General features: G+C 72.6%; 20 protein-coding genes. 15 read left to right on the top strand and 5 right to left on the bottom strand.

Annotated elements, in window-relative coordinates:
- Window positions 1-2: 2 nt before the first annotated feature.
- Window positions 3-1,955 (top strand): vWA domain-containing protein, encoded by a 1,953-nt coding sequence (locus ACLQ29_RS00990; protein WP_425769781.1) that lies wholly within the window; start codon window positions 3-5, stop codon window positions 1,953-1,955.
- 28 nt (window positions 1,956-1,983) lie between these two features.
- Window positions 1,984-2,448, top strand: a complete 465-nt coding sequence (locus ACLQ29_RS00985; protein ID WP_425769780.1) for a hypothetical protein — start codon at window positions 1,984-1,986, stop codon at window positions 2,446-2,448.
- Between the two features lie 173 nt (window positions 2,449-2,621).
- On the opposite strand, the gene ACLQ29_RS00980 is transcribed toward ACLQ29_RS00985, so the two are convergent.
- The gene (locus ACLQ29_RS00980) at window positions 2,622-3,629 is read right to left on the bottom strand and encodes a GlxA family transcriptional regulator (RefSeq protein WP_425769779.1); all 1,008 of its coding nucleotides are present in this window, start codon (window positions 3,627-3,629) and stop codon (window positions 2,622-2,624) included.
- 1 nt (window position 3,630) lies between these two features.
- Between ACLQ29_RS00980 and ACLQ29_RS00975 the strand changes: the two genes are divergently transcribed.
- Window positions 3,631-4,986, top strand: a complete 1,356-nt coding sequence (locus tag ACLQ29_RS00975) for an MFS transporter (protein WP_425769778.1) — start codon at window positions 3,631-3,633, stop codon at window positions 4,984-4,986.
- 19 nt (window positions 4,987-5,005) lie between these two features.
- On the opposite strand, the gene ACLQ29_RS00970 is transcribed toward ACLQ29_RS00975, so the two are convergent.
- The gene (locus ACLQ29_RS00970) at window positions 5,006-5,716 is read right to left on the bottom strand and encodes an RICIN domain-containing protein (RefSeq protein ID WP_425769777.1); all 711 of its coding nucleotides are present in this window, start codon (window positions 5,714-5,716) and stop codon (window positions 5,006-5,008) included.
- 72 nt (window positions 5,717-5,788) lie between these two features.
- Entirely contained in the window at window positions 5,789-6,259 is a 471-nt protein-coding gene (locus ACLQ29_RS00965; RefSeq protein ID WP_425769776.1) for an aminoacyl-tRNA deacylase, read from the bottom strand.
- Between the two features lie 93 nt (window positions 6,260-6,352).
- Between ACLQ29_RS00965 and ACLQ29_RS00960 the strand changes: the two genes are divergently transcribed.
- From ACLQ29_RS00960 to ACLQ29_RS00925, 8 genes are all read left to right on the top strand, one after another.
- Window positions 6,353-7,750 carry an FAD-binding oxidoreductase gene (locus ACLQ29_RS00960; protein ID WP_425769775.1) on the top strand — a complete coding sequence of 466 codons (1,398 nt, stop codon included), beginning with the start codon at window positions 6,353-6,355 and terminating at the stop codon, window positions 7,748-7,750.
- Window positions 7,747-9,090: a class I SAM-dependent methyltransferase gene (locus ACLQ29_RS00955; protein WP_425769774.1), complete on the top strand. Its 1,344-nt coding sequence runs from the start codon at window positions 7,747-7,749 to the stop codon at window positions 9,088-9,090. Before ACLQ29_RS00960 ends, ACLQ29_RS00955 begins: the two co-directional genes overlap by 4 nt.
- 100 nt (window positions 9,091-9,190) lie before the next feature.
- Entirely contained in the window at window positions 9,191-9,748 is a 558-nt protein-coding gene (locus ACLQ29_RS00950) for a helix-turn-helix domain-containing protein (protein ID WP_425769773.1), read from the top strand.
- Window positions 9,741-10,610, top strand: coding sequence for an SRPBCC family protein (locus tag ACLQ29_RS00945; protein WP_425769772.1), 870 nt, complete (start codon window positions 9,741-9,743; stop codon window positions 10,608-10,610). The genes ACLQ29_RS00950 and ACLQ29_RS00945 overlap by 8 nt, the downstream gene beginning before the upstream one ends.
- Before the next feature lie 107 nt (window positions 10,611-10,717).
- Window positions 10,718-10,951 carry a zinc-ribbon domain-containing protein gene (locus ACLQ29_RS00940; RefSeq protein ID WP_393366778.1) on the top strand — a complete coding sequence of 78 codons (234 nt, stop codon included), beginning with the start codon at window positions 10,718-10,720 and terminating at the stop codon, window positions 10,949-10,951.
- A gap of 725 nt (window positions 10,952-11,676) precedes the next feature.
- Entirely contained in the window at window positions 11,677-13,929 is a 2,253-nt protein-coding gene (locus ACLQ29_RS00935; protein ID WP_425769771.1) for a putative bifunctional diguanylate cyclase/phosphodiesterase, read from the top strand.
- A gap of 39 nt (window positions 13,930-13,968) precedes the next feature.
- Window positions 13,969-14,727: a MerR family transcriptional regulator gene (locus tag ACLQ29_RS00930; protein WP_425769770.1), complete on the top strand. Its 759-nt coding sequence runs from the start codon at window positions 13,969-13,971 to the stop codon at window positions 14,725-14,727.
- A gap of 89 nt (window positions 14,728-14,816) precedes the next feature.
- A complete protein-coding gene (locus ACLQ29_RS00925) occupies window positions 14,817-15,578 on the top strand; it encodes a hypothetical protein (protein WP_425769769.1) in 762 nt (253 codons plus the stop codon).
- A 7-nt stretch (window positions 15,579-15,585) separates the two neighbouring features.
- Here ACLQ29_RS00925 and ACLQ29_RS00920 read toward each other — a convergent pair whose 3' ends face one another.
- The gene (locus tag ACLQ29_RS00920) at window positions 15,586-16,938 is read right to left on the bottom strand and encodes a serine hydrolase (protein ID WP_425769768.1); all 1,353 of its coding nucleotides are present in this window, start codon (window positions 16,936-16,938) and stop codon (window positions 15,586-15,588) included.
- A 156-nt stretch (window positions 16,939-17,094) separates the two neighbouring features.
- Between ACLQ29_RS00920 and ACLQ29_RS00915 the strand changes: the two genes are divergently transcribed.
- Window positions 17,095-17,379: a putative quinol monooxygenase gene (locus ACLQ29_RS00915; RefSeq protein WP_425769767.1), complete on the top strand. Its 285-nt coding sequence runs from the start codon at window positions 17,095-17,097 to the stop codon at window positions 17,377-17,379.
- 91 nt (window positions 17,380-17,470) lie between these two features.
- Here ACLQ29_RS00915 and ACLQ29_RS00910 read toward each other — a convergent pair whose 3' ends face one another.
- Window positions 17,471-19,033 carry a gluconokinase gene (locus ACLQ29_RS00910; RefSeq protein ID WP_425769766.1) on the bottom strand — a complete coding sequence of 521 codons (1,563 nt, stop codon included), beginning with the start codon at window positions 19,031-19,033 and terminating at the stop codon, window positions 17,471-17,473.
- 240 nt (window positions 19,034-19,273) lie between these two features.
- On the opposite strand from ACLQ29_RS00910, the gene ACLQ29_RS00905 reads away from it, so the two are divergent.
- From ACLQ29_RS00905 to ACLQ29_RS00895, 3 genes are read left to right on the top strand one after another with little or no spacing between them, the layout of a single operon-like run.
- Window positions 19,274-20,416, top strand: a complete 1,143-nt coding sequence (locus ACLQ29_RS00905) for a hypothetical protein (RefSeq protein WP_425769765.1) — start codon at window positions 19,274-19,276, stop codon at window positions 20,414-20,416.
- Window positions 20,417-20,461: 45 nt separating this feature from the next.
- Window positions 20,462-21,001: a WapI family immunity protein gene (locus ACLQ29_RS00900; RefSeq protein WP_425769764.1), complete on the top strand. Its 540-nt coding sequence runs from the start codon at window positions 20,462-20,464 to the stop codon at window positions 20,999-21,001.
- A 59-nt stretch (window positions 21,002-21,060) separates the two neighbouring features.
- Complete coding sequence (locus ACLQ29_RS00895) at window positions 21,061-22,335, top strand: RNA polymerase sigma factor (RefSeq protein WP_425769763.1); 1,275 nt, start codon at window positions 21,061-21,063, stop codon at window positions 22,333-22,335.
- Window positions 22,336-22,433 lie beyond the last annotated feature (98 nt).

Raw genomic sequence — 22,433 nt, 5'->3', positions numbered from 1 at the left:
CCATGGCCGGCAACCGGTTCCGGTACGGGCAGTGGACCGGCGGGCCCGACCCGCTGGCACCCCCGTACGACGTACGTGAAGCTGTCGACGAGGTCGGCGCGGAGGTGCTGGCCGGCGGCAGCCTGCGGGAGGCGCTGCGGGATCTGCTGCGCCGTGGTCCGCAGGGGCGGGGCGGGCTGGACGACCTGGCCGCGCGCGCCCGGCGACTCCGCCGGGAGGCGCTCCGCCGGGGCGATCTGGACGGCGCGGTGACCAGGGCACGGGCCCTGCTCGACCAGGCCCTCGCCGCCGAGCGGGACGAGTTGCGCGGCCGCGACGACGACGGCGCGCGGTTCGCCGAGTCGGTGCTCGACAATCTGCCCCGCTCGACGGCGCGGGCGGTGGAGGAGCTGTCCGGCTACGAGTGGGCCAGCGAGGACGCCCGCCGGTCGTACCAGCAGATCCTCGACCAGCTCCGCGACGACGTGCTCGGTCAGCGCTTCGCCGGCCTGCGCGACGCGGTGCGGGCGTCCGCCGACCCGGCCGCCCAGCAGCGGCTGGCCGAGATGATGCGCGACCTGAACGACCTGCTGGCCCGGCACGGCCGCGCGGAGGACACCACCGACGCGTTCGCCGAGTTCATGCGCCGACACGGCGACTTCTTCCCGGAGCAGCCGGAGACCGTCGACGAGCTGATCGACGTGTTGGCCCGCCGCTCGGCGGCCGGCGAGCGGCTGATGAACTCGCTCTCCGACCGGCAGCGCGCCGAGCTGGCCGGTCTGATGCAGCAGTCGCTCGGCGACCGCCTCGCGGGGGAGTTGTCGGCGCTCGACGCCAACCTGCGGGCGCTGCGCCCGGATCTGCGCTGGGGGCGCGGCGAGCGGGTCCGGGGCGACCAGCCGCTGGACTACGCCGACGCGGCGGGCGCGCTGGGTGAGATCGGTGAGCTGGACGACCTGCTGGACCAGCTCGACCAGGAACACCCCGGGGCCACGCTCGACGACGTGGACGTCGACGCGGTCGCCCGCACGCTGGGCCGGGAGGCGGCCGACGAGGTGCGCCGGCTGCGGGAGTTGGAGCGGGAGCTACGCCGGCAGGGCTGGGTGAGCCGGGACGCGGAGGGGCTCACGCTGAGCCCGAAGGCGTTGCGCCGGCTGGGCGGGACCGCGCTGCGACGGGTCTTCGCCGACCTGACCGCCGGGCCGCGCGGGCAGCACGACCTGCGTTCGGCGGGGGCGGCCGGCGAGGTCAGTGGTGGGTCCAGGCCCTGGGAGTACGGCGACGAGCAGCCGTTGGACGTGGTCCGGACGCTGACCCGGGCGGTCCGCCGGGCCGGGCCCACGGTTCCGGTGCAGCTCGCGGTGGACGACTTCGAGGTGGTGGAGACCGAGAGGCGGGCCTCGGCGGCGGTGGTGCTCTGCGTCGACCTGTCGTACTCGATGATCTCGCAGGGTCGTTGGGGGCCGATGAAGCAGACGGCGCTGGCGTTGGCGCACCTCATGGAGACGCGTTTCCCGCAGGACGCCCTGCAGATCGTGGGCTTCGGCCGGGAGGCGATGACGCTGACCCAGCAGGAGTTGGCCGCCGTCGAGCCGGATGGGGAGCAGGGGACGAACCTCCAGCACGCGCTGCGGTTGGCCGGTCGGCACCTGCGCCGGCATCCGGACGCCGAGCCGGTGGTCCTGGTGGTCACCGACGGCGAGCCGACCGCCCACCTGGACCCCGACGACGGGGAGGCGCTGTTCCACTGGCCGCCGCTGCCGGAGACGATCGAGGCGACGGTCCGTGAGGTGGACCGGCTGAGCCGTTACGGCGCCACGCTCAACCTGTTCATGCTCGGCGACGACCCGGGCCTGCGGCGCTTCGTCGACGCGGTGGCCCGCCGCAGCCGTGGCCGCATGTTCACGCCCGACACCAACGACCTCGGCGAGTACGTGGTCAGCGACTACCTCCGCTCCCGCCAATCCGGCCGCTAACGTCCCGCCGGGCAGGTTGACTGGGGGCATGGAGAGTGGAGGGCTGCGGCGGGCCTATGGCGGGGTGTTCGTCGAGCTTGACGCGGGGGAGTTCGGGACGGCCCCGGAGGGGCAGCTCAGCGCCGAGCAGATCGTCGCGCACCTGGTCGCCAACGACGAGCTGATGATCCAGGCCACCGAGGCGCTGCTGGCCGGGTCGCCGTTCGCCTACTACGAGCTGGAAGAGGACACCCACCGTCCACAGCTCGACGCGTTGGCCGCCGAGCACGGCGGTCTGCGCGGGCTGACCGCACTGCTGCACGGCACCAGCGACCGGTTGTGCGGGCTCGTCGACCAGCTCGGCCTGGCGGCGGAGACCCCGGTCGAGACCCACCTGCGGGAGGGCTTCGACCTCGTCGTGGACGAGCCGCTGCCCTGGTCCCGCACCCTGGACCTGCACACCAGGGTCCACCTGCCCAAGCACCAGGCCCAACTGCACGTCCTCCGCGCCTGAGCGACGCCGCCCCCCAAACTCTCCGCCGATCTTGCACTTTCTGTCCCGACTAAAGTCGCATAACGGGTCAAGTCGGCGACAGTAAGTGCAAGATCGCGGGGCGTGGGGCGTGGGGCGTGGGGCGTGGGGCGCGGGGCGCGGGCGTGGGGCGTGGGGTGGGGGTGGGGGTGGGGTTAGGTTTTGGTTAGGGCTGGGCGGGGGTGGAAGGTGCGGCGGTAGGTGGAGGGCGCCACGCCGATGCGTTGGTGGAGTTGCTGGCGCAGGGCGGCGGTGGTGCCGAACCCCGCGCGGTGCGCGATCTGGTCGACGGTGAGGTCGGTCGTCTCCAGCAGCAGTCGCGCGTGATCGGTGCGCTGGTGCAGCAGCCACTGCGCCGGGCTCAGGCCGGTCTCCGACCGGAAGCGGCGGGTGAAGGTGCGTACGCTCATCCGCGCCTGCTCGGCCAGGTCCCGCAGGGCGATCGGCTCGTGCAGCCGCTGCCGTGCCCACTCCCGCGCTCCCGCGGTGCTGGACTCGGTGACCTTCGGCACCGGCCGTTCGATGTACTGCGCCTGGCCGCCGTCGCGCCACGGCGGCATCACGCAGCGGCGGGCCGCCCGGTTGGCCACCTCGCTGCCGTGGTCGAGGCGGATGACGTGCAGGCAGAGGTCGATGCCGGCGGCGACTCCGGCCGAGGTGAGCACCCGGTCGTCGACGATGAAGAGCACGTCCGGGTCGAGGTCCACCCCGCCGTGCAGGCGACGGAACTGCTCCGTGAACGCCCAGTGGGTGGTCGCCCGACGCCCGTCGAGCAGGCCGGCGGCGGCCAACACGAACGCCCCGGTGCAGATCGACATGATTCGGGCACCTCGCTCGTACGCCGCCCGTAACGCCGAGGCCACCTCTGGCTCGACGATGCCCGAGGTCAACGCACTGCCGGCGTGGATGCCGGGGACGATCACCGTGTCGGCGGTGTCGAGCAACTCCAGACCGTGGTCGGGGAGCACCTGGAAACCGGCGGTGCTGCGGACCGGCCGCCCGCCCGGGGTGCACACCCGGACGTCGTAGAAGTGTGTGTCGTCGGCGGCCCGGGCGGTGCTGAAAACCTGCGACGGGGTGCCGAGGTCCAGGCCGACCACCTGGTCGAGGGCGAGTACGGCGATCCGGTGCGGGCGAGGCGTCATGGCCCGATTATTGCGCATGATGGCTTTCCGGCCACTCGTCGTGCTGCTCGGCCCCGCCCAGACTTGTCGCGTGAGGAAGAACCGCCGTCTGCATCCCGCCTGGCTGGTCGCCGCCGTCGCCTTCGTGGCGCTGGTCGGCGCGGCCGGCTTCCGCGCCACCCCGTCGGTGCTGCTGCACCCCCTGCACGAGGAGTTCGGCTGGCCCCTGGCCACCATCTCCGCCGCCGTCTCGGTGAACCTGCTGCTCTACGGGCTCACCGCGCCGTTCGCCGCCGCCCTGATGGACCGGTTCGGCATCCGCCGGGTGGTCTCGGTGGCCCTGCTGCTGGTCGCCGCCGGCAGTGGGTTGACGGTCTTCATGAGTGCCAGCTGGCAGCTGCTGCTCTGCTGGGGTGTGCTGGTCGGGCTGGGCACCGGGTCGATGGCGCTGGCGTTCGTGGCCACCATCACCGGGCGCTGGTTCGTGCGCCGAAGGGGCCTCGTCACCGGAGTGCTGACCGCAGGTGGGGCTGCCGGACAACTGGTGTTCCTGCCGCTTATCGCCATCCTGGTCCGCGACCACGGCTGGCGTACCGCCGCGCTCGTCGTGGCCGGCGCCGCGCTGGCGGTCGTACCCCTTGTGGTGTGGTTGCTGCGCGAGCACCCGGCGGATCTCGGGCTGCCCGCCTACGGGGCGACCGAGGTCGTCGAGGCGCCGCCGGCGACCGGCGGCGCGGCGGCCCGGGCGCTGGGAGCGCTGGCGACGGCGGCCCGGACCCGCCCGTTCTGGCTGCTGGCCGGTGGGTTCGCGATCTGCGGAGCGACCACGAACGGCCTCGTGGGCACACACTTCGTGCCGGCCGCGCACGACCACGGCATGCCCCAGACCACCGCGGCCGGGCTGCTCGCCCTGGTCGGGCTCTTCGACATCGTCGGGACCATCGCCTCCGGCTGGCTCACCGACCGGGTGGACAGCCGGCTGCTGCTCGGCATGTACTACGCGCTGCGTGGGCTGTCGCTGCTGGTCCTGCCGAGCCTGTTCGCCGGCACCGCCAGACCGAGCATGCTGGTGTTCATCATCTTCTACGGCCTGGACTGGGTGGCGACCGTGCCGCCGACGGTGGCGTTGTGCCGGGAGTACTTCGGCGCCGCCGGGGCTGTGGTGTTCGGTTGGGTGTTCGCCGCCCACCAGTTCGGCGCGGCGCTCGCCGCGACCGGCGCGGGGCTGGTGCGGGACCAGTTCGGTGACTACGTGACGGCCTGGTACGTGGCCGGTGCGCTGTCGATCGGCGCCGCCGGCCTGTCGTTGCTGCTGCGGCGCAGGCCGGGCCGGGCGGTGCCGGCGGCCGTGCTGGCCGCCGCGACCGCACCGAAGGCGTGGAGCTTCCGGGGCTGAGCTGCCGTGCGACGGCCGGTCAGCCCACGCTCCACTGCTGGGCCGGCCGGCCGTCGCAGGGGCGCTGCCGGATGTCGTCGCCGGCCTCGACGCCCTCCTCGTCGGCCTGGGCGCACTTGCCGCTGTGCACGGCGACCAGCAGCACCGGGCCGGTGCCGGTGGGGCTCAGCCGCCACTGCTGGTTGGCCTGGCCGTGGCAGGGAAACTGCATGAGCCGGGTGCCGTCGTCACGACTGCCGCCCTCGACGTCGAGGCACTGACCGTGGGCGGCGTTCGCCACTGTCACCGCGTCCGCCCCGACCGGGTTGACCACCCACTGCTGCTCCGGGCCGCCGGTGCAGGTCGCCAACTCGGCCGCCGCCTGCCGTCCGTCGCCGTCGAGCCCCAGGCAGAGCCCCGAGGCGGCCTTGAACACCCGGGGACCGGTCGGCGGGGCCGGCGGGACCGACGGGGTCGGCGACGGCTCGGCGGGTGCGCTCGGGCTCGGCTCGGCCGCGGCGCCGGTGGGCTGCGCGTCGGTGGACGGCGCGCCGACCGTCGCCGGCACGGCCGGCTCGTCGTCACCGTCGAGCAGCCCGGTGGCGAAGACCACCCCGAGGAGTACGCCGACCAGCCCGACCGCCAACGCCACCCGCAGCAGCGGATCGGCCAGTGGACCGGATCGTGCCGCTCGTCGGCGGCCGCCGTAGACGGTGCCGGCGGGGTCGGGGCGTTCCTCGGGCGCGGACATACGCGCCATCCTCACCCACCGCCGTCAACCAGTGCCAGTCGGTGCGGCGGTGGGCGATCCGGATTGACGCGTTCAGCGGGTGGGTTGCGGGTCGGTGACGTCGGCCACCGTGGCGTCGAGAGCCGTGATCGCGGCGTCGGCGTCGATCGCGATGGCGAGGCCCCGCTCCCCGGCGCCCAACGTGATCTCCCGACCGCGCAGTCGCTCGTCGGCGATCACCGGCCAGGCCGTGCTCGCGCCGAACGGGGTGATGGTGCCGCGCTCGTAGCCGGTCGCGGCCAGGGCGCCGGCGGCGTCCGGCATGGAGAGTCGGTGCACTCCGAGCAGGGCGCGCAGCTTGGGCCAGGAGATGACCCGGTCGCCGGGGGTGAGCACGAACAGGTGATCGTCCGCACTCCGGCGGACCACGATCGTCTTGACGACATCGGGGACGGCCACGCCCCGGACCGCGGCGGCCTCCGCGAGGCTGTCTACCGCACCATGGCTGACCAGCCGATATGTGAGGCCGGCGGCGTCCAGGGCGGTGATCGCGGGCGATGGCATGCCCGCCACGGTAACCGCCTGGCCCGCCACCGGACGGGAAACCGCCACGGCCCACATCCCACGGTTTCCCAGGTACGAGCGTAAGGTGATCACATGCGCGCTGAGCGTGTGGATCACCCCATTGACCATGATCAAGCGGTGGACACGCTGCGACGGTCGTACGCCGCGGTGCCCACGGGCGAGCCTGTCCGGCTGGCCAAACGCACCTCCAACCTGTTCCGCCCCCGGTCCGCGCCCCGGACTCCGGGGCTCGACGTGAGCGGCCTCAACGGCGTGTTGTCGGTCGACCCGACCGGGCGCACCGCCGACGTGCAGGGCATGTGCACCTACGAGGACCTGGTCGACGCGACGCTGCCGCACGGGCTGATGCCGCTCGTGGTGCCGCAGTTGCGCACCATCACGCTGGGCGGCGCGGTGACCGGCCTCGGGATCGAGTCCACCTCGTTCCGCAACGGCCTGCCGCACGAGTCGGTGCGGGAGCTGGACGTGCTCACCGGCTCCGGCGAGATCGTCACCGCCCGGCCCGACGGGGAGCACGCCGACCTGTTCGCCGCGTTCCCCAACTCGCTGGGCAGCCTCGGTTACGCGACCCGGCTGCGCATCGAGCTGCAACCGGTCGGCCGGTACGTGGCGTTGCGCAACGTCCGGTTCACCGACCTGGAGGCGCTCACCGACGCGATCGCCGAGGTGACCGCGACCCGGTCGTGGGCCGGTCAGCCGGTCGACGCGATGGACGGCGTGATGTTCAGCCCCGGTGAGGCGTACCTGGTGTTCGCCACGTTCACCGACGCCGCCGGCCCGCCCAGTGACTACACCGGTCAGGAGATCTACTACCGGTCCCTGCGCCGGCGCACCCGCGACGTGCTCACCGCGTACGACTATCTCTGGCGCTGGGACACCGACTGGTTCTGGTGCTCGGCGGCGTTCGGCGCGCAGCATCCGGTCGTCCGCCGGCTCTGGCCGTCGCGGTACCGGCGCAGCGACTTCTACCACCGGCTGGTGCGGCTGGAACACCGACACCAGGTGGCGGCCCGGATCGACCGACTGCGCGGGCAGCCGGGCCGGGAACGGGTCGTACAGGACGTGGAGATCCCGCTGGACCGTACCGCCGACTTCCTGCGCTGGTTCGCCGGCGCGGTGGGGATGAACCCGGTGTGGCTGTGCCCGCTGCGGCTGCGTGAGCCGGCGGGCGCCGGTTCGGCGCGGTCCTGGCCGCTGTATCCACTCCGGCCGGGGCAGGACTACGTCAACATTGGGTTCTGGGGGAGCGTGCCGATCGCGCCGGGCGCCGCCGACGGCGACGTCAACCGCACGATCGAACGCAGGGTGTCGGAGTCGGGCGGCCACAAGTCGCTCTACTCCGACGCGTACTACGACCGGGACGCCTTCGATCGCCTGTACGGCGGCGACACGTGGCGGGCGGTGAAAGACCGCTACGACCCGGACCACCGGCTGACGGGACTGTACGAAAAGGCGGTAGCACGAGCATGAGCCTGACCGACAGAGATCAGGGGGCGGCGAGCGTCCCCGCCACCCCGCCGGCGGGCGGCCGGCACACGGGTCCGACCGTGGCGGATGTCATCCGCGCGGTCACCACCGGGCCGTTGCCGGTGCGGATCAGCGGGTACGACGGCAGTTCCGTCGGCCCGTCCGACGCCGGTCTCACCCTGGCGATCCGTTCCGAGCGGGGTTTGTCCTACCTGCTCACCGCTCCGGGTGACCTGGGCATGGCCCGGGCCTACGTCAGTGGTGACCTGGCGTTGCACGGGGTGCACCCGGGTGACCCGTACGAGGCGTTGCGGGTGCTCAAGGACGAGCTGCGGCTGCGCCCACCGTCACTGGCCGAGGGGCTGGCGCTGGTCCGGGGGTTGGGCTGGGAGCGGCTGATGCCTCCGCCGGCTCCGCCGCAGGAGGCACAGCCGCGGTGGAAGCGGGTGATGAACGGGCTGCGGCACTCGCGGGTGCGCGACAGCACCGCGATCTCGCACCACTACGACGTCTCCAACGCCTTCTACGAGAAGGTGCTCGGCCCGTCGATGACGTACACCTGTGCGGTCTTCCGGTCCCCGGACGACACGCTGGAGCAGGCCCAGGCGGCGAAGTACGACCTGGTCGCCGGCAAGCTGGCGCTCAGGAAGGGGATGCGGCTGCTGGATGTGGGCTGCGGTTGGGGTGGGATGGTGCGCCACGCCGCCCGCGAGTACGGCGTGAAGGCGCTCGGGGTGACCCTGTCGAAGGCGCAGGCGGAGTGGGCGCAGGCGGCGATCGAGCGGGAGGGGCTGACCGGGCTGGCCGAGGTGCGGCACCTGGACTACCGGGACGCGCCGGCCGAGCAGTTCGACGCCATCTCCTCGATCGGGCTGACCGAGCACATCGGGGTGCGTAACTACCCGACCTACTTCGGGGCGCTGCGGTCCCGGCTGCGGGCGGGGGGTCGGCTGCTCAACCACACCATCACGCGCGCGGACAACCGGGCGCCGCACCGCTCCGGCGCGTTCATCGACAGGTACGTCTTCCCGGACGGCGAGTTGGCCGGCCCGGGTCGGCTGATCAGCGAGGTGCACGACGCCGGGTTGGAGGTGCACCACGAGGAGAACCTGCGCCAGCACTACGCGCTGACGCTCGCGGCCTGGTGCCGCAACCTGGTGGAGCACTGGGACTTCTGCGTCTCGGAGGTGGGTGCGGGCACCGCCCGGGTGTGGGGGCTCTACATGGCCGGGTCCCGGATGGCGTTCGAGCGTAACGGCATCCAGTTGCACCAGGTGCTGGCCACGCACAACGGCCCGGACGGGGTGAACGGCTACCCGTTGCGGCCGGACTGGTTGCCCTGATCACCTGCTGACAGTTGCCTGAAGCCGCGTCGAGAAAGTCGGCGCGGCTTCTCGCGAACCGATTGACAAACAAATTTTGTACGTACAAACTGATTTTGCCATGAGAGACGTCCTGTACCTGGAGCAGATCGAGCAGGCCGAAGTCCTGCTCAAGCCGCAGCGCGTCGAGGTGCTGCGGCAACTCGCCGAACCGCGTACCTGCACCGAGGTCGCGGCCCGACTCGACCAGACGCCACAGCGCGTCTACTACCACGTCAAGCAGCTCGTCGCGGCCGGCCTCGTCGAGCTGGTGAACGAACGCAAGGTCCGCGGCATCACCGAGGGGATCTACCAGGCGGCCGCCCGGTCGTACTGGCTGTCCCCGCGCCTCGTCGGCCGGATCGGCCTGCGCCGGGCCCGCGACGAGCTGAGCCTGGGCTACCTGCTCGACCTGATGGAGGAGGTCCAGGCCGACATCGCCGGCCTGGACCGGGCGGCGCCCGAGCTGCCCTCGATCGGGGTCTCCGGCCAGATCCGGGTCCCCGCCGAGCAGCGCCAGCAGTTCCTGCACGACCTGCAAACCGCACTTCAGGACTTGTTCACCCGCTACGGCGGCAGCGAAGGCGACGCCTTCAAGCTGGCCGTCGCCTGCTATCCGAAAGGGAACGACAATGAGTGAGCCGTTGAAGGTCCAGGCCCGCCTCTCCGCGCCCGTCGGGCGCGTCCGCGCGGCCCTGACCGACCCGGCCGAGCTGCGTCTCTGGCTGGCCGAGCACGCCGAGGTCGAGCTGCCCCAGCGCTACGAGTTCTGGGGCCGCTACACGCCCGAGGGTGACGCCCCGCACCAGCGGCTGCTGCACGCCGACGACGACACGCTGCGCTTCGGCTGGCTGCTCGACGGGGTGGAGACCACCACCGAGCTCCAACTCACCGCCGAGAGCCCGGACAGCACGGTGCTCACGTTGACGCAGAGCCACTTCGACTTCGCCGAGGCGATGAGCGGCTCCAGCATCCGGGGCGTGCTCCAGACGTACTGGGCGCTGTCCATCGCCAACCTGGCCGCCCACCTGGAGGGCAAGCCACTGCTGCCCCGCACCGACTTCACCTCCGCCGACCTGCGCGGCGAGCTGGTCATCGCCGCCCCCGCCGACAAGGTGTGGAAGTCGCTCACCGACTCCGAGCAGGCCAGCGCCTGGTTCGGCTACCCGATCGGCATCGAGCCCTGGGTCGGCGGCCGGTACGCCATGGGCGGCTTCGAGACCGGTTACGCCGCCAAGGTCGTCGACCTGGAGCCCGGGCGCCGGATGTCCGTCGACTGGGGTCCGGTCGGCGTCACGAGCTGGGAGCTGGCCGAGTCCGGTGGCCGGACCACGCTGACGTTCGTGCAGAGCGGCTTCGACGAGGCCAACCCGCCGTACGGGGCCTGGAGCGGTTCGGTTGCCGGGCTGTTCGAGCTGCGCCGCTTCCACGAGGTGCCGAACTGGCAGCCGATCTGGATCGCCGAGGAGGTCCCCGGCCTGGAGCCCGCACCGGCCAACTGAGTCACTGACACCCGCCGCGAGCGCCGACCCAGCAGAGGTCGGCGCTCGCGGCGCGTTCATCGGCGCTGCGAGGTGACTTTTCGCGTTGGGGTGGGTACTGCCGGGCGATGTTCTTCATCTTTGGTCTGCGTACCAAGGTCGACCGCTCCGGTGTGGTGCAACAGGTCTGCCGCCACTGCGGCAACCACGCCGCGCAGGTGATAACCCGCCGTTCGACGAAATTCACCCTCTTCTTCATCCCCCTCATTCCGATCCGGACCCGGTACGCGCAGCAGTGCACGTTCTGCGGGGCGCAGTACGAGATCTCCCGGTCCGACGCCGAGCGCCTCCCGGTCGGCTGAGCCCCGCCATGGATCGCTTCCTGTGCTGGTTGATCGGCCGACCGGCGCCACCGGCCGACGTGGCGGTACACACCGCCGCCCGTCCGCCCTGCACCCCCGGCCGGCGCAAACGCCGTCGCGCACGCCGCCCCGCGGCCGGCACCGCGCTGCCCCGCTCACCCTGGAACCGCTCCGGCGGTCGCTGTTGATCCGGGTCGAGGTGGCCGTCGCCGGGGTGGTGCCACCACTCTCGGTCCCTGTAGAGCTGCCCCAGGTGTGGGGCAGTGGTCAGGCGCTGCATGGGGGGTCGGATTGGAAGCATCCCGGCTAGGGCGGGTGTCAAAGCCCCTGGCCGGCCTGCGGCGGGCCCAGACGACGACCGGCCGCGTTGGAGACTGGCCCGGATACCGGTGTTGTATCCAGGCGAATCTCCGCCTTGCCGGACCGCCGCCTGGACTCCGCCTCGGCTCGACCGAGGACTCTGACACACGCCCTGGGGGCCGCGTGCCTGTCTGCCCCACCTGCGGGGCAGGTCTACAGGGGGCAGATGAGGGAGGCCGGGACCTCGGGCCCGGCCCTGCGGCGTCGAGCCCGGGGTTTGCCGGGCCCGGCAGGGCTCGACCGGCGCGGGCGTTCGGCTCTGGCGGCGTACCTGGGCGCTGGTTAGGCTTTCGGGGTTTGCCGTGGACCGGTCCTCCTGAGGGTGCACGCACGACGAAGCCGGAGCGACCGTGTCCCGTCAGGACGTGAAGCAGGCTGTGGGGAAGCTCAACCCCGCCGGTGCGATCTTCGCGGCTGGGGTCATCCTCGTGGAGGCGTGCTGGCTGTTCGCCGCCCTGCCCGGGGCCGCGCTGGTCAGTGACGTCGGCGCGCTGCTGGTGGCCGGTTGGGCGACGGTCGCGTGCATCGGCGTGGCCCGTCGACATCCCGCGCCGCTGCGCAGGTTCTGGATGCTGCTCGCCGTCACCATGGCGCTCGCCGCGCTGGGCCGGGCCATCTGGACGGTGCAGCGTCTCGCCGGCGGCGACCTGCCGCACACACCTGTGGTCGGGGTGGTCTTCACCGCCGGCATCCTCACCGGCACGGCCGCGCTGCTCAGTTCGCCGTCCGCGCCACGGAGCGCGGTGGGGCGGGCCCGCACGCTGCTGGACGGGGTGATCGTCGCCCTGGCCCTGGTGCCGATCGCCTGGGTGCTGGTGTTTCGGGGGGTCGCCGCCTCGGAGTTGGCCGACCCGGCGAAAACGCTGGGGCTGCTCTACCCGATGTTCGACCTGATGCAGCTCACCATCCTGGTCGCGGTGGCGGGGCCGGTCCGGCCGATGTGGCGGCCGATGAGTCTGCTCGCGGCGAGCCTCACCCTGCGGGTCGTCGCCGACGTCGTCTACGTCTCGCTCGTCGTGCGTGCCGACTACGCCGCCGGTCACCTGATCGACCTGTGCTGGCCGGTGAGTTACCTGCTGATCGGCCTGGCCAGCCACAAGCCGCCGCCGCCGGACTGCGACGGCACCGACGACGCCGCCGAGTCGCCGCTGCCGCCCTGGTGGCGGGTGGCGTTGCCGTACCTGCCGGTGGGTGGAGCGATCGTCGCGGTGGTGCTGGCCCGCCGGCCCACCGGGCAGACCCCGCAACTGATCTTCGTGACCATGATGGTTCTGCTCGCGGCCCTCGCCGTGCGGCAGGGGTTGGCCGCCAACGAGAACCTGCGGCTCGTGGTCCGGCTGCGCCGCCTCGCGTACGGGGACCAGCTCACCGGGCTGCCCAACCGGTTGCTGTTCAACAGGCGGCTGCGGCTGGCGCTGCGAGACGGCCGGCCGGCTGCCGTGCTGCTGCTCGACCTGGACGGGTTCAAGCAGGTGAACGACCGTTTCGGCCATGCCACCGGCGACACCCTGCTGACCGGACTGGCGGCCCGGATGCGGGCTGTCGTGGCCGACGACGGCATCATCGCCCGGCTCGGCGGGGACGAGTTCGCGGTGCTTGTCGCCGGCGAACGACAGGTCTCCCCCGAGCGGCTCGCCGAGCGGCTGCTGGACGCGCTGCGGCCCTCCGACGGCGACGACGACGTCGGGGTGCACCCGTCGGCGAGCATCGGCATCGCCGAGTTCGGCCCGCAGCACGCCTCGCACACCGATCTGCTGCGTGACGCCGACATCGCCATGTACGCGGCCAAGGCGGCGGGGAAGTCCGCGTACCGGACGTGCACCTCGGCGCTGCGCGAGTCGGCCGTGTCGCGCGCCGAGCTGATCGCCGACCTGCGCCGCGCGGTCGACGAGGATCAGCTGTGTCTCGAGTTCCAACCCATCGTCGACCTGGCCACCGGCGAGGTGCGCAGTGCGGAGGCGCTGGTGCGGTGGCTCCACCCCCGGCTGGGGATGCTGCCGCCGGCGAGGTTCCTGCCGCTGGCCGAGGAGACCGGGCTGATCATCCCGATCGACAGGTGGGTGATCCACGAGGCGTGCCGGGCCGCGGCGACCTGGCGGGACCGGGCGCCGGACGCGACGGTGGCGGTGAACATCGCCGCGGCGCACCTGCGCCGTCCAGACCTGATCGCCACGGTCACCGCTGCCACGAGCGCCGTCGGGCTGGCGCCTCGGGCGTTGACCCTGGAGTTGACCGAGTCGGCGCTCATCGAGGGCACCGAGGCGGTGTTGGAGCGGCTGCACCAGTTGCGCGAGTTGGGCATCAAGATCGCTATCGACGACTTCGGTACGGGCTACTCGTCGCTGAGCTATCTGCACCGCATCCCGGCGACCGAGTTGAAGATCGACAGGTCGTTCGTGACCCGGCTGGGGTCGGACGAACGCGCGTACGCCACCGTGGAGATGGTCACCCGGCTGGCCGGCGCGTTCGACCTGACAGTCGTCGCCGAGGGGGTGGAGACCGAGCGTCAGCACGAGGCGGTCACCGCGATCGGCTGCCCACGCGGTCAGGGCTATCTGTACGGGCGGCCGGACGCACCCGCGATGGTGGGCCAGAATCAGGGCTTGACCCTGACGTAACGGCAGGTGGGAGCCTGGTTTCCGGAAGGGAGGGAAACCATGGCGTACACGGTGGGTCAGGTGGCGAAGCTCGCCAGCGTGACGGTGCGGACGTTGCACCACTACGACGAGATCGGCTTGCTCTCGCCCAGCGGGCGGACCCTTGCGGGTTACCGCCGCTACGACGACGCGGACCTGCAACGGCTGCAACTCGTCCTGTACTACCGGGAGTTGGGTTTCCCGCTTGAGGAGATCACCGCGATCATCGACGACCCGGCGGCCGACCCGGCCGCGCACCTGCGCCGCCAGCACGAACTGCTGACCGGACGGGTGAAGCGGTTGCAGGAGATGGTCACGGCGATCGAGTTCGCGATGGAGGCGAGCAAGTTGAACATCCAACTCACCCCGGAAGAGCGGTTCGAGGTCTTCGGTGACGTCGACCCGGAGGAGCACCAGGCCGAGGCGGAGCAGCGGTGGGGTGACACCGAGGCGTACCGGGAGTCGAACCGGCGGGTCTCCCGCTACACGAAGGCCGACTGGCTGCGGTACAGGGCGGAGAACGAGGATTGGGGCCGGCGGATCGTCGCGGTGCTGGCCTCGGGCGTGCCGGCGGACAGTCCGGAGGCGATGGACCTGGCCGAGGAGCACCGGCAGCTCATCGGCCGCTGGTTCTACGAGTGCACGTACGAGGGGCACACCGGGTTGGCCGACATGTACCTGGCCGACGAGCGGTTCACCGCGTACTACGAGAACATCGCCCCGGGGTTGGCCGTGTACCTGAACGAGGCCATCCACGCCAACGCGATCAGCCGCGCCTGATCGGTGGCGGCCGGCGTCCCACCCGGGGCGGCGGTGCGGTGCGGTCCGGCTAGTCTGGCCGGACCGCCACCGCCCCGGGGGAGAAGACCGTGCAGAAGCCGAAGCTGATCGCCGCCGGTGCCGTCCTCGCGGTGGCGGTTGCCGCCGGGGTGTGGGCGCTGGTGGCCACCGGCGACGAACCCGACGCGGGTCCCCCGGCGGCGTCGGCGGGCCCGACCGATCCGGCCGGTGTGCTGACGGCCGCCGCCGCGAAGGTCGACCAGCGGACCTACAAGCTGACATTGAGCACCGGCGGGACAGCGGGCGGCGACGGCACTGTGGTGCTCTGGGATCCGACGACGAAGCGGGGCCTGGAGACCACCTCGCTCAAGGTGCCCAGCGGCGAGGTGAAGATCGAACGGCTCACCACCGGGCCGGACGTCTACGTGCGGATCAGCGCCCCGGACCGCCGCGTCCCGGTGTGGGACAGCAAGACCTGGTGGCACGTCGGGGCGCCGGGTTCGCCGCCCGCTCAACAGGGCTTGGACAACACCAAGCTGGCCGGCACGCTCAGCACGGCGACGGCCGTCCGGCAGACCGGGGAACGGGAGTACGCCGGCACGCTGGACCTGCGGGAGAGCAGCGCGGTGCTCGGCACCGGGGTCGGCGACCGGGCCGGTGCGGTGCCGTTCACGGCGGCCGTCGACGAGCAGGGCCGGTTGGTCCGCTACCGCATCGAGTTGGCCAGGGAGCAGTCGGAGACCGCCCAGCTCGAACTGACGTACTCGGACTTCGGGTTGGCGGTGTCGGCGGAGCGGCCGGCGGCCGACCTGGTCGGCGAGGATCCGCCGGCGAACATCCCGGGCGCCTGATCGTCGGTCACTCCTCGACCGCGCCGGCGGTGGGTGTGACCAGGAAGTCGTAGACGGTGCGGGCCATCCGGCGGACCGTCTCGTCGCCGCTGGCCATCGGCCCGGCGGTGAGGAACGCGACGGCGGTCTCGGTGCCGGGGATCAGGTAGTAGCCGACGTCGTGGGAGGCGTCCGGCAGGTCGCCGGTCTTGTGGGCCACCGGCACCCCGGGTGGCAGCGCCGCCGGGATCTTGGTGTTGAGGGTCTGCTCCCGCATGAACCCGATCATCAGGTCGCGGGAGGCGGGGGTGAGGATCTCGCCGTCCCAGACCGCGCCGAGCAGGGACACCACGTCGTCCGGGCTCGTGTAGTTCTCCTCGCCGCGTTGCGCCGCCGCGCTGTCGAGCATCCGGCGGGCCAGGATTGTCGATCGCTGGTTCATCGAGTCGATGAGCGCGTTGACCGGGGCGAAGCCGCCGAGGTAGGTGATCAGCACGTTCGCGGCCACGTTGTCGCTGTACTTGATCAGGTACTGGGCGAGCCGACGCAGGGTGACCACCTGCGGGAACGTCTCGAACTGGAGCTGACCGGTGCCGCCGACCACGTCCTGCGGGGTGACCAGCACGCCGTCGTCCAGGGCTGCCTGTCCACAGTCGACGCGGCGGAGCAGCTCGACGAGGATCCACAGTTTGATCACGCTGGCGGCCTTGGGGCGAAGCGCGCCGTTGACGGCGATCTGCTGGTCGCCGTACCGGCCGGACAGGTCGCGCACGGTGACACCGGCCGGGTTGAGGCTCGCGTCGGCGACCACCCGGGCGAGTTGTCCGCTGAGCGGGAACAGTCGGGCGCCCGCGACCGGGTCGGTGGGCGGCTGCGGGCTGGTGACCACCACTCCGGTCAGCTCGACCGGCGGGCGGTGTCGTTGGATCACCTCAAGCGTGCCCTCGCCGCGCCCGGTCAACGGCACCCGGTAGCGGTAGGCCATGCCGCCGACGACGACCGCGCCGCTGGCCACCCCGGCGGCGACACGCATGCCCGGGTCGGCGACCCGACCGGTGTCACCGTCACAGGCCCGGTAGCGCACGGTGTGCCCGAGCGAGTCCACCGCGAACACCCCACCGGGAAACGACAACCAGGACACCTCGCTTGTCGGCGCCCGCTCGGGCGTCGGCTCGACACCGGGCTCGTGGCCCTGCCCGCCGCCCGGCTCGCCCGCGTACCCGGGTCGCGCCGGGTCCGCGCCGGGCCCGGGGCCGTCCGCGGTGGCCGGCCCGGTCGTGGCCAGCACGGCGAGCGTGACCGCCGCCGCCAGCCCTTTCCGAGGTACGCGGGCAGCGGCACCCAGCAGGGAAGATGAACGGCTCTTGTCGCTTTTTCTCACGTTTGTACGATATGAAGCGTCGGGGGCGGGTGGGGTCGGCGGGACTGGTGTCACCCGTCCGGGCGGCGATGCCCCGGCGAGCGGCATGACACACAGGTATAGAAATGACTCAGCGCCATCGAACCCAGCAGCCACACCGACCCCTGGAGGCCCCCCTTGTTGATCATCGCAGGCAGTTTGCAGGTCGAACCGGCCACCCGCGAGGCGTACCTGTCCGGCTCCGAAGAGGTCATCGCGCAGGCACGCGCCGCCGCCGGCTGCCTCGACTTCCTGCTCGCGGCCGACCCGCTGGAGCCCGGTCGGATCCACGTCTACGAACGCTGGGAGTCCGCGGAGCAGTTGGCGGCCTTCCGTGGCTCCGGGCCGAGTGACGCGCAGGAGGCGGCCATCCTCGACGCCGACGTGCGGCGCTACCTGATCGCCGGCGTCGAGGCACCCTGACCCGACCGCCGCGGCAGCGGGCGAGCAAGGAGCAAGCCCAGGCAGCGCTCGAGATCGTCACCAGCGGCCCGAGTCGGGCCGGCCGACGGGGTCACATCGGGGGTCCGGTCGCGGGCTCGGGTTCCGCGGGCAGGCCGGGTGCCAGCCGGCGGATCGAGGCGAACGTGGGCGTCAGCGCGTCGTACAGCTCGGCGAAGAGCGGCAGCAGCGCCGCGTACGTGGCGGCAGCGGCGGCGTCGGGGCGGATCGTCTCCTCGATCCGGACGAGGTCGGCGGCGACGTCGATGCTGGGGATCAGCCCGAGCGCCTGCATGCCGAGCAGCGCCGCGCCGAAGCTGGACCCCTCGTGTGCGGCCGGGAAACTCACCGGCAGGCCGAGCGCGTCGGCGAGCATCTGCCGCCACAGGCCGCTGCGGGCGAAGCCGCCACCGGCACGGATCTCGCGGACCTCGTTGCCGGCCGCCCGCACGGAGCTGAGCACCAGTGCGAGCTGCTGGCAGACCCCCTCCAGCGCGGCGCGGACCAGGTGCTCGCGGCGGTGGCTGTGGGTCAACCCCACGTACGCGCCGCGCGGCAGCGCGCTCCAGTGTGGTGCCCGTTCGCTGTGCAGGTACGGCAGCATGATGAGCCCGCCCGAGCCGACCGGCGCGCGGGCCGCCAGGGCGACCAGGTCCTCTTCGGAGTGCTCACCCAGATCCGGGGCGAGCGCCTCGCCGGCCCACTTGAGGACGATGCCGCCGTTGTTTATCGCACCGCCGACCGCCCAGCGGTGCTCGGTCAGCGCGTAGCAGAACACGCCGCCCAGCGGGTCCACGCCGGGCCGCTCCACCATCACGCGCATCGCGCCGCTGGTGCCGATCGAGCAGGCCACCATGCCGGGGTGCACCGCCCCCAGGCCCAGGTTGGCGAGTGGCCCGTCGCCGGCGCCCACCACCACCGGGGTGCGCTCCGGCAGGCCGGTGCTTGCCGCGGCCTGCGGGGTGAGGCCGGGCAGCACGGCGGTGGTGGCGACCAGTTGGGGAAGCTGCTCCTCGGTGATGCCGGCGATGGTCAGCGCCTCGCTGTCCCACTCCAGACGGTGGATGTCCAGCAGGCCGCTGGCCGAGGCCATCGAGTGGTCGGTGACCAGCGCGCCGCAGAGCCGCAGCAGCACCCAGTCCTTGATGCCCACCCAGTGCGCGACGCGCTCGAAGAGTTTCGGCTCCTGCTCGGCGAACCAGAGCAGCTTGGGCAGCGGCGACATCGGGTGCATCGGCGTGCCGGTGCGCCGGTGCAGGGCCAGCCCGGACGGGACCGCCCGTAACCGTTCGGCCTGCAGGGTGGCGCGGGAGTCGGCCCAGGTCACCGACGGGGTGAGCGGGTTGCCGTCCGGGTCGAGCGCGATCAGGCTGTGCATGGCCGAGCTGAACGACAGGCCGGCCACCGGCTGGACCAGCTCGGCCACGACCACGCTCACCGACTTGAGCACCGCGTCGAGGATGAGGTGCGGGTCCTGCTCGGCGTAGCCGGGCTGTGGGTCGTTCAGCGGATAGCCGACCGAGTGGCTGCCGAGCTGCCGCCCGTCGGTGTCGTACGCGACGGCCTTGGTGCTCGTGGTGCCGATGTCGACGCCGATGACCACTCCGGGCCGGGTGTCCTGCGGCAAGACGCTCACCCCCCTTCGCGCGGCGGTGCGGCGGCGACGCCACCCGGCTGCGGCTGACGTTACCGAGACGGCGACCGCCCTCGCACGACACGCGCACAGGACAACCGTCGACGGGGCAGTATCGGCCTATCGTCTAGTTTCCTCCACCGATCGGATATTTTGGCCCGTTCTGGCGTGTCCGGGTACCACGCCCAGCCTGTTGAACGAGGAGACACCCAGATTGGTGGCCTACGCGGCGAAGGAGTCGGCGTGGCAAAGACTGATTCGACGGGTTCTACCTGGCGGTACCGGTGGGCGCACCGGCAGAACGTGCGGCGGGTCAGCACGTACCGGGGCGCCGAGACGGCCTGGCGGCGTCGTGACGACGAGTTGCGGCGACTGCGCGCTCTCGCCGTCGACTTCCAGGGCTCCGCCGCTGCCGGCGACGGCCTGCCCCTGGAGTTGGCCGCCGACGAGGTGGTGCTCTGGGTGCTGCCCGCCGCGCAACTTGTCGAGGTGCGGCACACCCCGGTGCTGCCCGCCCCGGATCTCACCGTCGCCGTGCCGGCCGGACCGCTGCGCCCCCGCCGCCCGGACGGCGTGCGCGTCACCGACGCCGGCATGGCCGTGATCACCAGCCGCCGCCTGGTGCTGCTCGGCGGACGCGGCCGGCGCGACTGGGCGTACGGCCGGATGACCGGCCTGGCCCACGACCCCGCGTCGCCGGTCACGCTGATCCAGGTGCTGGACCGGCGGTCGACCGCCGGGCTGCTGCTGCCCGCCGACGCGGCGCCGGACTTCCGGTTCAAGCTGACCCTGGCCTTCGCCGACGCGATCGAACAGCGCGCCGCGGTCCTCGCCCAGCTCGACGAGCTGATCGCCGAGCACGCCCAGCTCAAGCCGTTCCGGCCGGCCGCGGCGACCCCGGCGCAGGCCCGGCTCACGTCGTTCGTCCCCGGTGGACGCCGGACCATCGCGGTGGCTGCCGCCCTGGCGCTGCTGGTGCCGGCGGCGCTCATCGAGTCGGATCCGTCCGACCCGACCGGCGGCCCGGAGGTCGCCGCCGCCGCCACTCCGAGCGGGGAGCCCGCGCTGATCCGCCCGGCTGCCCCGGCGCTCGCCCGCGCCACCCCACCGCCACCGCCGCCGACGAGGTCGCCACGCCCGGCGCCCCGCACGACCGGCGACCCGCTCTGCGGAGCACCGGAAAACCCGCTGGGGTACGGCTTCTGCGGCGGCACCCGGATCCGTCGGCCCGCCGCCGAGGTGTGCGACTGGTTCGACTGCGTGCCACAGTTCTGGGCCGGACGGGGTTACCTCGTGCAGTGCCGCGACGGTTCGGTAAGCCTGGCCGGCGGCAGCCGCAAAGCCTGCGGCGAGCACGGCAGCGTACGGCGAATCATCACGAAGTGACCGGTTTGGGGTTTAAAGTCTGCTTCAATCCGCCACAATTACCGAGTGGAGATCAGGTCTGACGATGGCGCGCGGGTGCGGATACGCCCCGTCGGCTACCAGCCTGGCATCGACCCGCCCGACGACCCCGACCGAGCCGCGCCCGGCTGGCACGACTGGCTGCTCGTCGAGGTGGACGCCCGCACCGCCGACGGCCAGACCTGGTCGCACCACTACCCGAGCCTGATGGTCGAGGAAGCCCGAGCGCTCGGCGGCTGGCTGCGCGGGCAGGCCACCTCGGCGCTCGAATCGAACTCGCCGCCGGCGATGGTCAGCTTCACCGAACCCAACCTGGCCCTCCGCTCCCGGGTGCTCCGCCGCCGCCGGCTGGAGCTGATCGTGGAGTTCTCCGCCGAGTCGCTGCCGCCGTGGATGCGCCGCCCGTCCGGCGCGATCTACCCGCTGATCCTCACCGTCTCGGCGGACGCCCTCGCCGCCGCCGCCGAACAGTGGGCCGAGCACTGCGTGGCGTACCCGCCGCGGACCCGGTCGAGGTTCCCCGCCGAGGACCCCAGGTCGGTGCACCACCCGCGCCGCGCCGGCTGAACCGCCCACCACGCCCGGTCCTTGTGGAGCCGGTGCCGCCCCTGCTCTGATGTGCGGTCATGGGGGTTGAGCAGGTCCACCGCACGGTGGAGGCGGTATGGCGCATCGAGTCCGGGCGGGTCGTCGCCGCCCTGGCCGGGCTGGTCCGCGACGTCGGCTGGGCCGAGGAGCTGGCCCAGGACGCCCTGGTCGCCGCGCTGGAGCAGTGGCCGCGAGACGGCGTACCGGCCAACCCGGGCGCGTGGCTGACCACCGTCGGCAAACGGCGGGCGATCGACGCGCTTCGCCGGCGGAGCCTGCTGCAACGCCGGGTGGCCGACCTCGGGCGGGACCTCGACGACGAGCAGTTCACGCCCGACTTCGACGCCGCGTTCGAGGGCCGCATCGACGACGACCTGCTGCGGCTGGTGTTCACCGCCTGCCACCCGCTGCTCGCGCCGCAGGCGCGCGCGGCACTGACCCTGCGGGTGCTGGGCGGGCTGAGGACCGAGGAGATCGCCCGCGCGTTCCTGGTGGCGGAGACCACCGTCGCGCAGCGCATCACCCGGGCCAAGAAGACGCTCGCCGAGGCGAAGGTGCCGTTCGAGGTGCCCGGTGTGGCCGAGCGTGGCGAACGGCTCGCCTCCGTGCTGGAGGTCATCTACCTGATCTTCAACGAGGGTTACTCCGCGACGGCCGGCGACGACTGGATGCGCCCGGCGCTCTGCGCGGAAGCGCTGCGGCTGGCCCGCCTCGTCCAGGAGTTGATGCCCGAGGAGCCGGAGGTGCACGGGCTCGCCGCGCTCCTGGAGATCCAGGCGTCCCGTACCGCCGCCCGGGTCGACGCCGACGGCGCGCCGATCCTGCTGTTGGAGCAGGACCGGGGGCGCTGGGACCGGCTGCTGATCCGCCGGGGCCTCACCGCCCTGGACCGGGCACGGGCGGCGAACGGCCCGCCCGGCCCGTACACCCTCCAGGCGGAGATCGCGGCCTGCCATGCCCGCGCGGCTACTCCGCAGGAGACCGACTGGGCGCGCATCGCCGCCGGCTACGCCGAGCTGGCCCGGGTCGTACCGTCACCGGTCGTGGAGCTGAACCGGGCCGTCGCGGTCTCCTTCGCCGACGGCCCGGCCGCCGGTCTGGCACTGGCCCGGGCGTTGGCCGACGAGCCGGCGCTGGCCGGCTACCACCTGCTGCCCAGCGTGCTCGGTGACCTGCTGGCCAAGCTGGGCCGCCACGACGAGGCGCGCGCCGAGTTCGAACGGGCCGCCGACCTGACCGGCAACGAACGCGAACGCGCGCTGCTCCGCGCCCGTGCGGCCGACTGCGCCCGCGGGGTCACGCCAACCCGCTGAAGAATTCTTCGACTGTCCTGTCGTATCCCGCCCCGGCCGCTCGACGCGTCAGCGAAAGCCGGCTCGCACCGGCAAGCGGGACCGGCGACCGGCCGGCA

Source organism: Micromonospora sp. DT228 (assembly GCF_049841595.1).
Lineage (GTDB): Bacteria > Actinomycetota > Actinomycetes > Mycobacteriales > Micromonosporaceae > Micromonospora.
The sequence above is the reverse complement of the archived record's forward strand: the minus strand, read 5'-3'. Positions and strand labels throughout refer to the sequence as shown.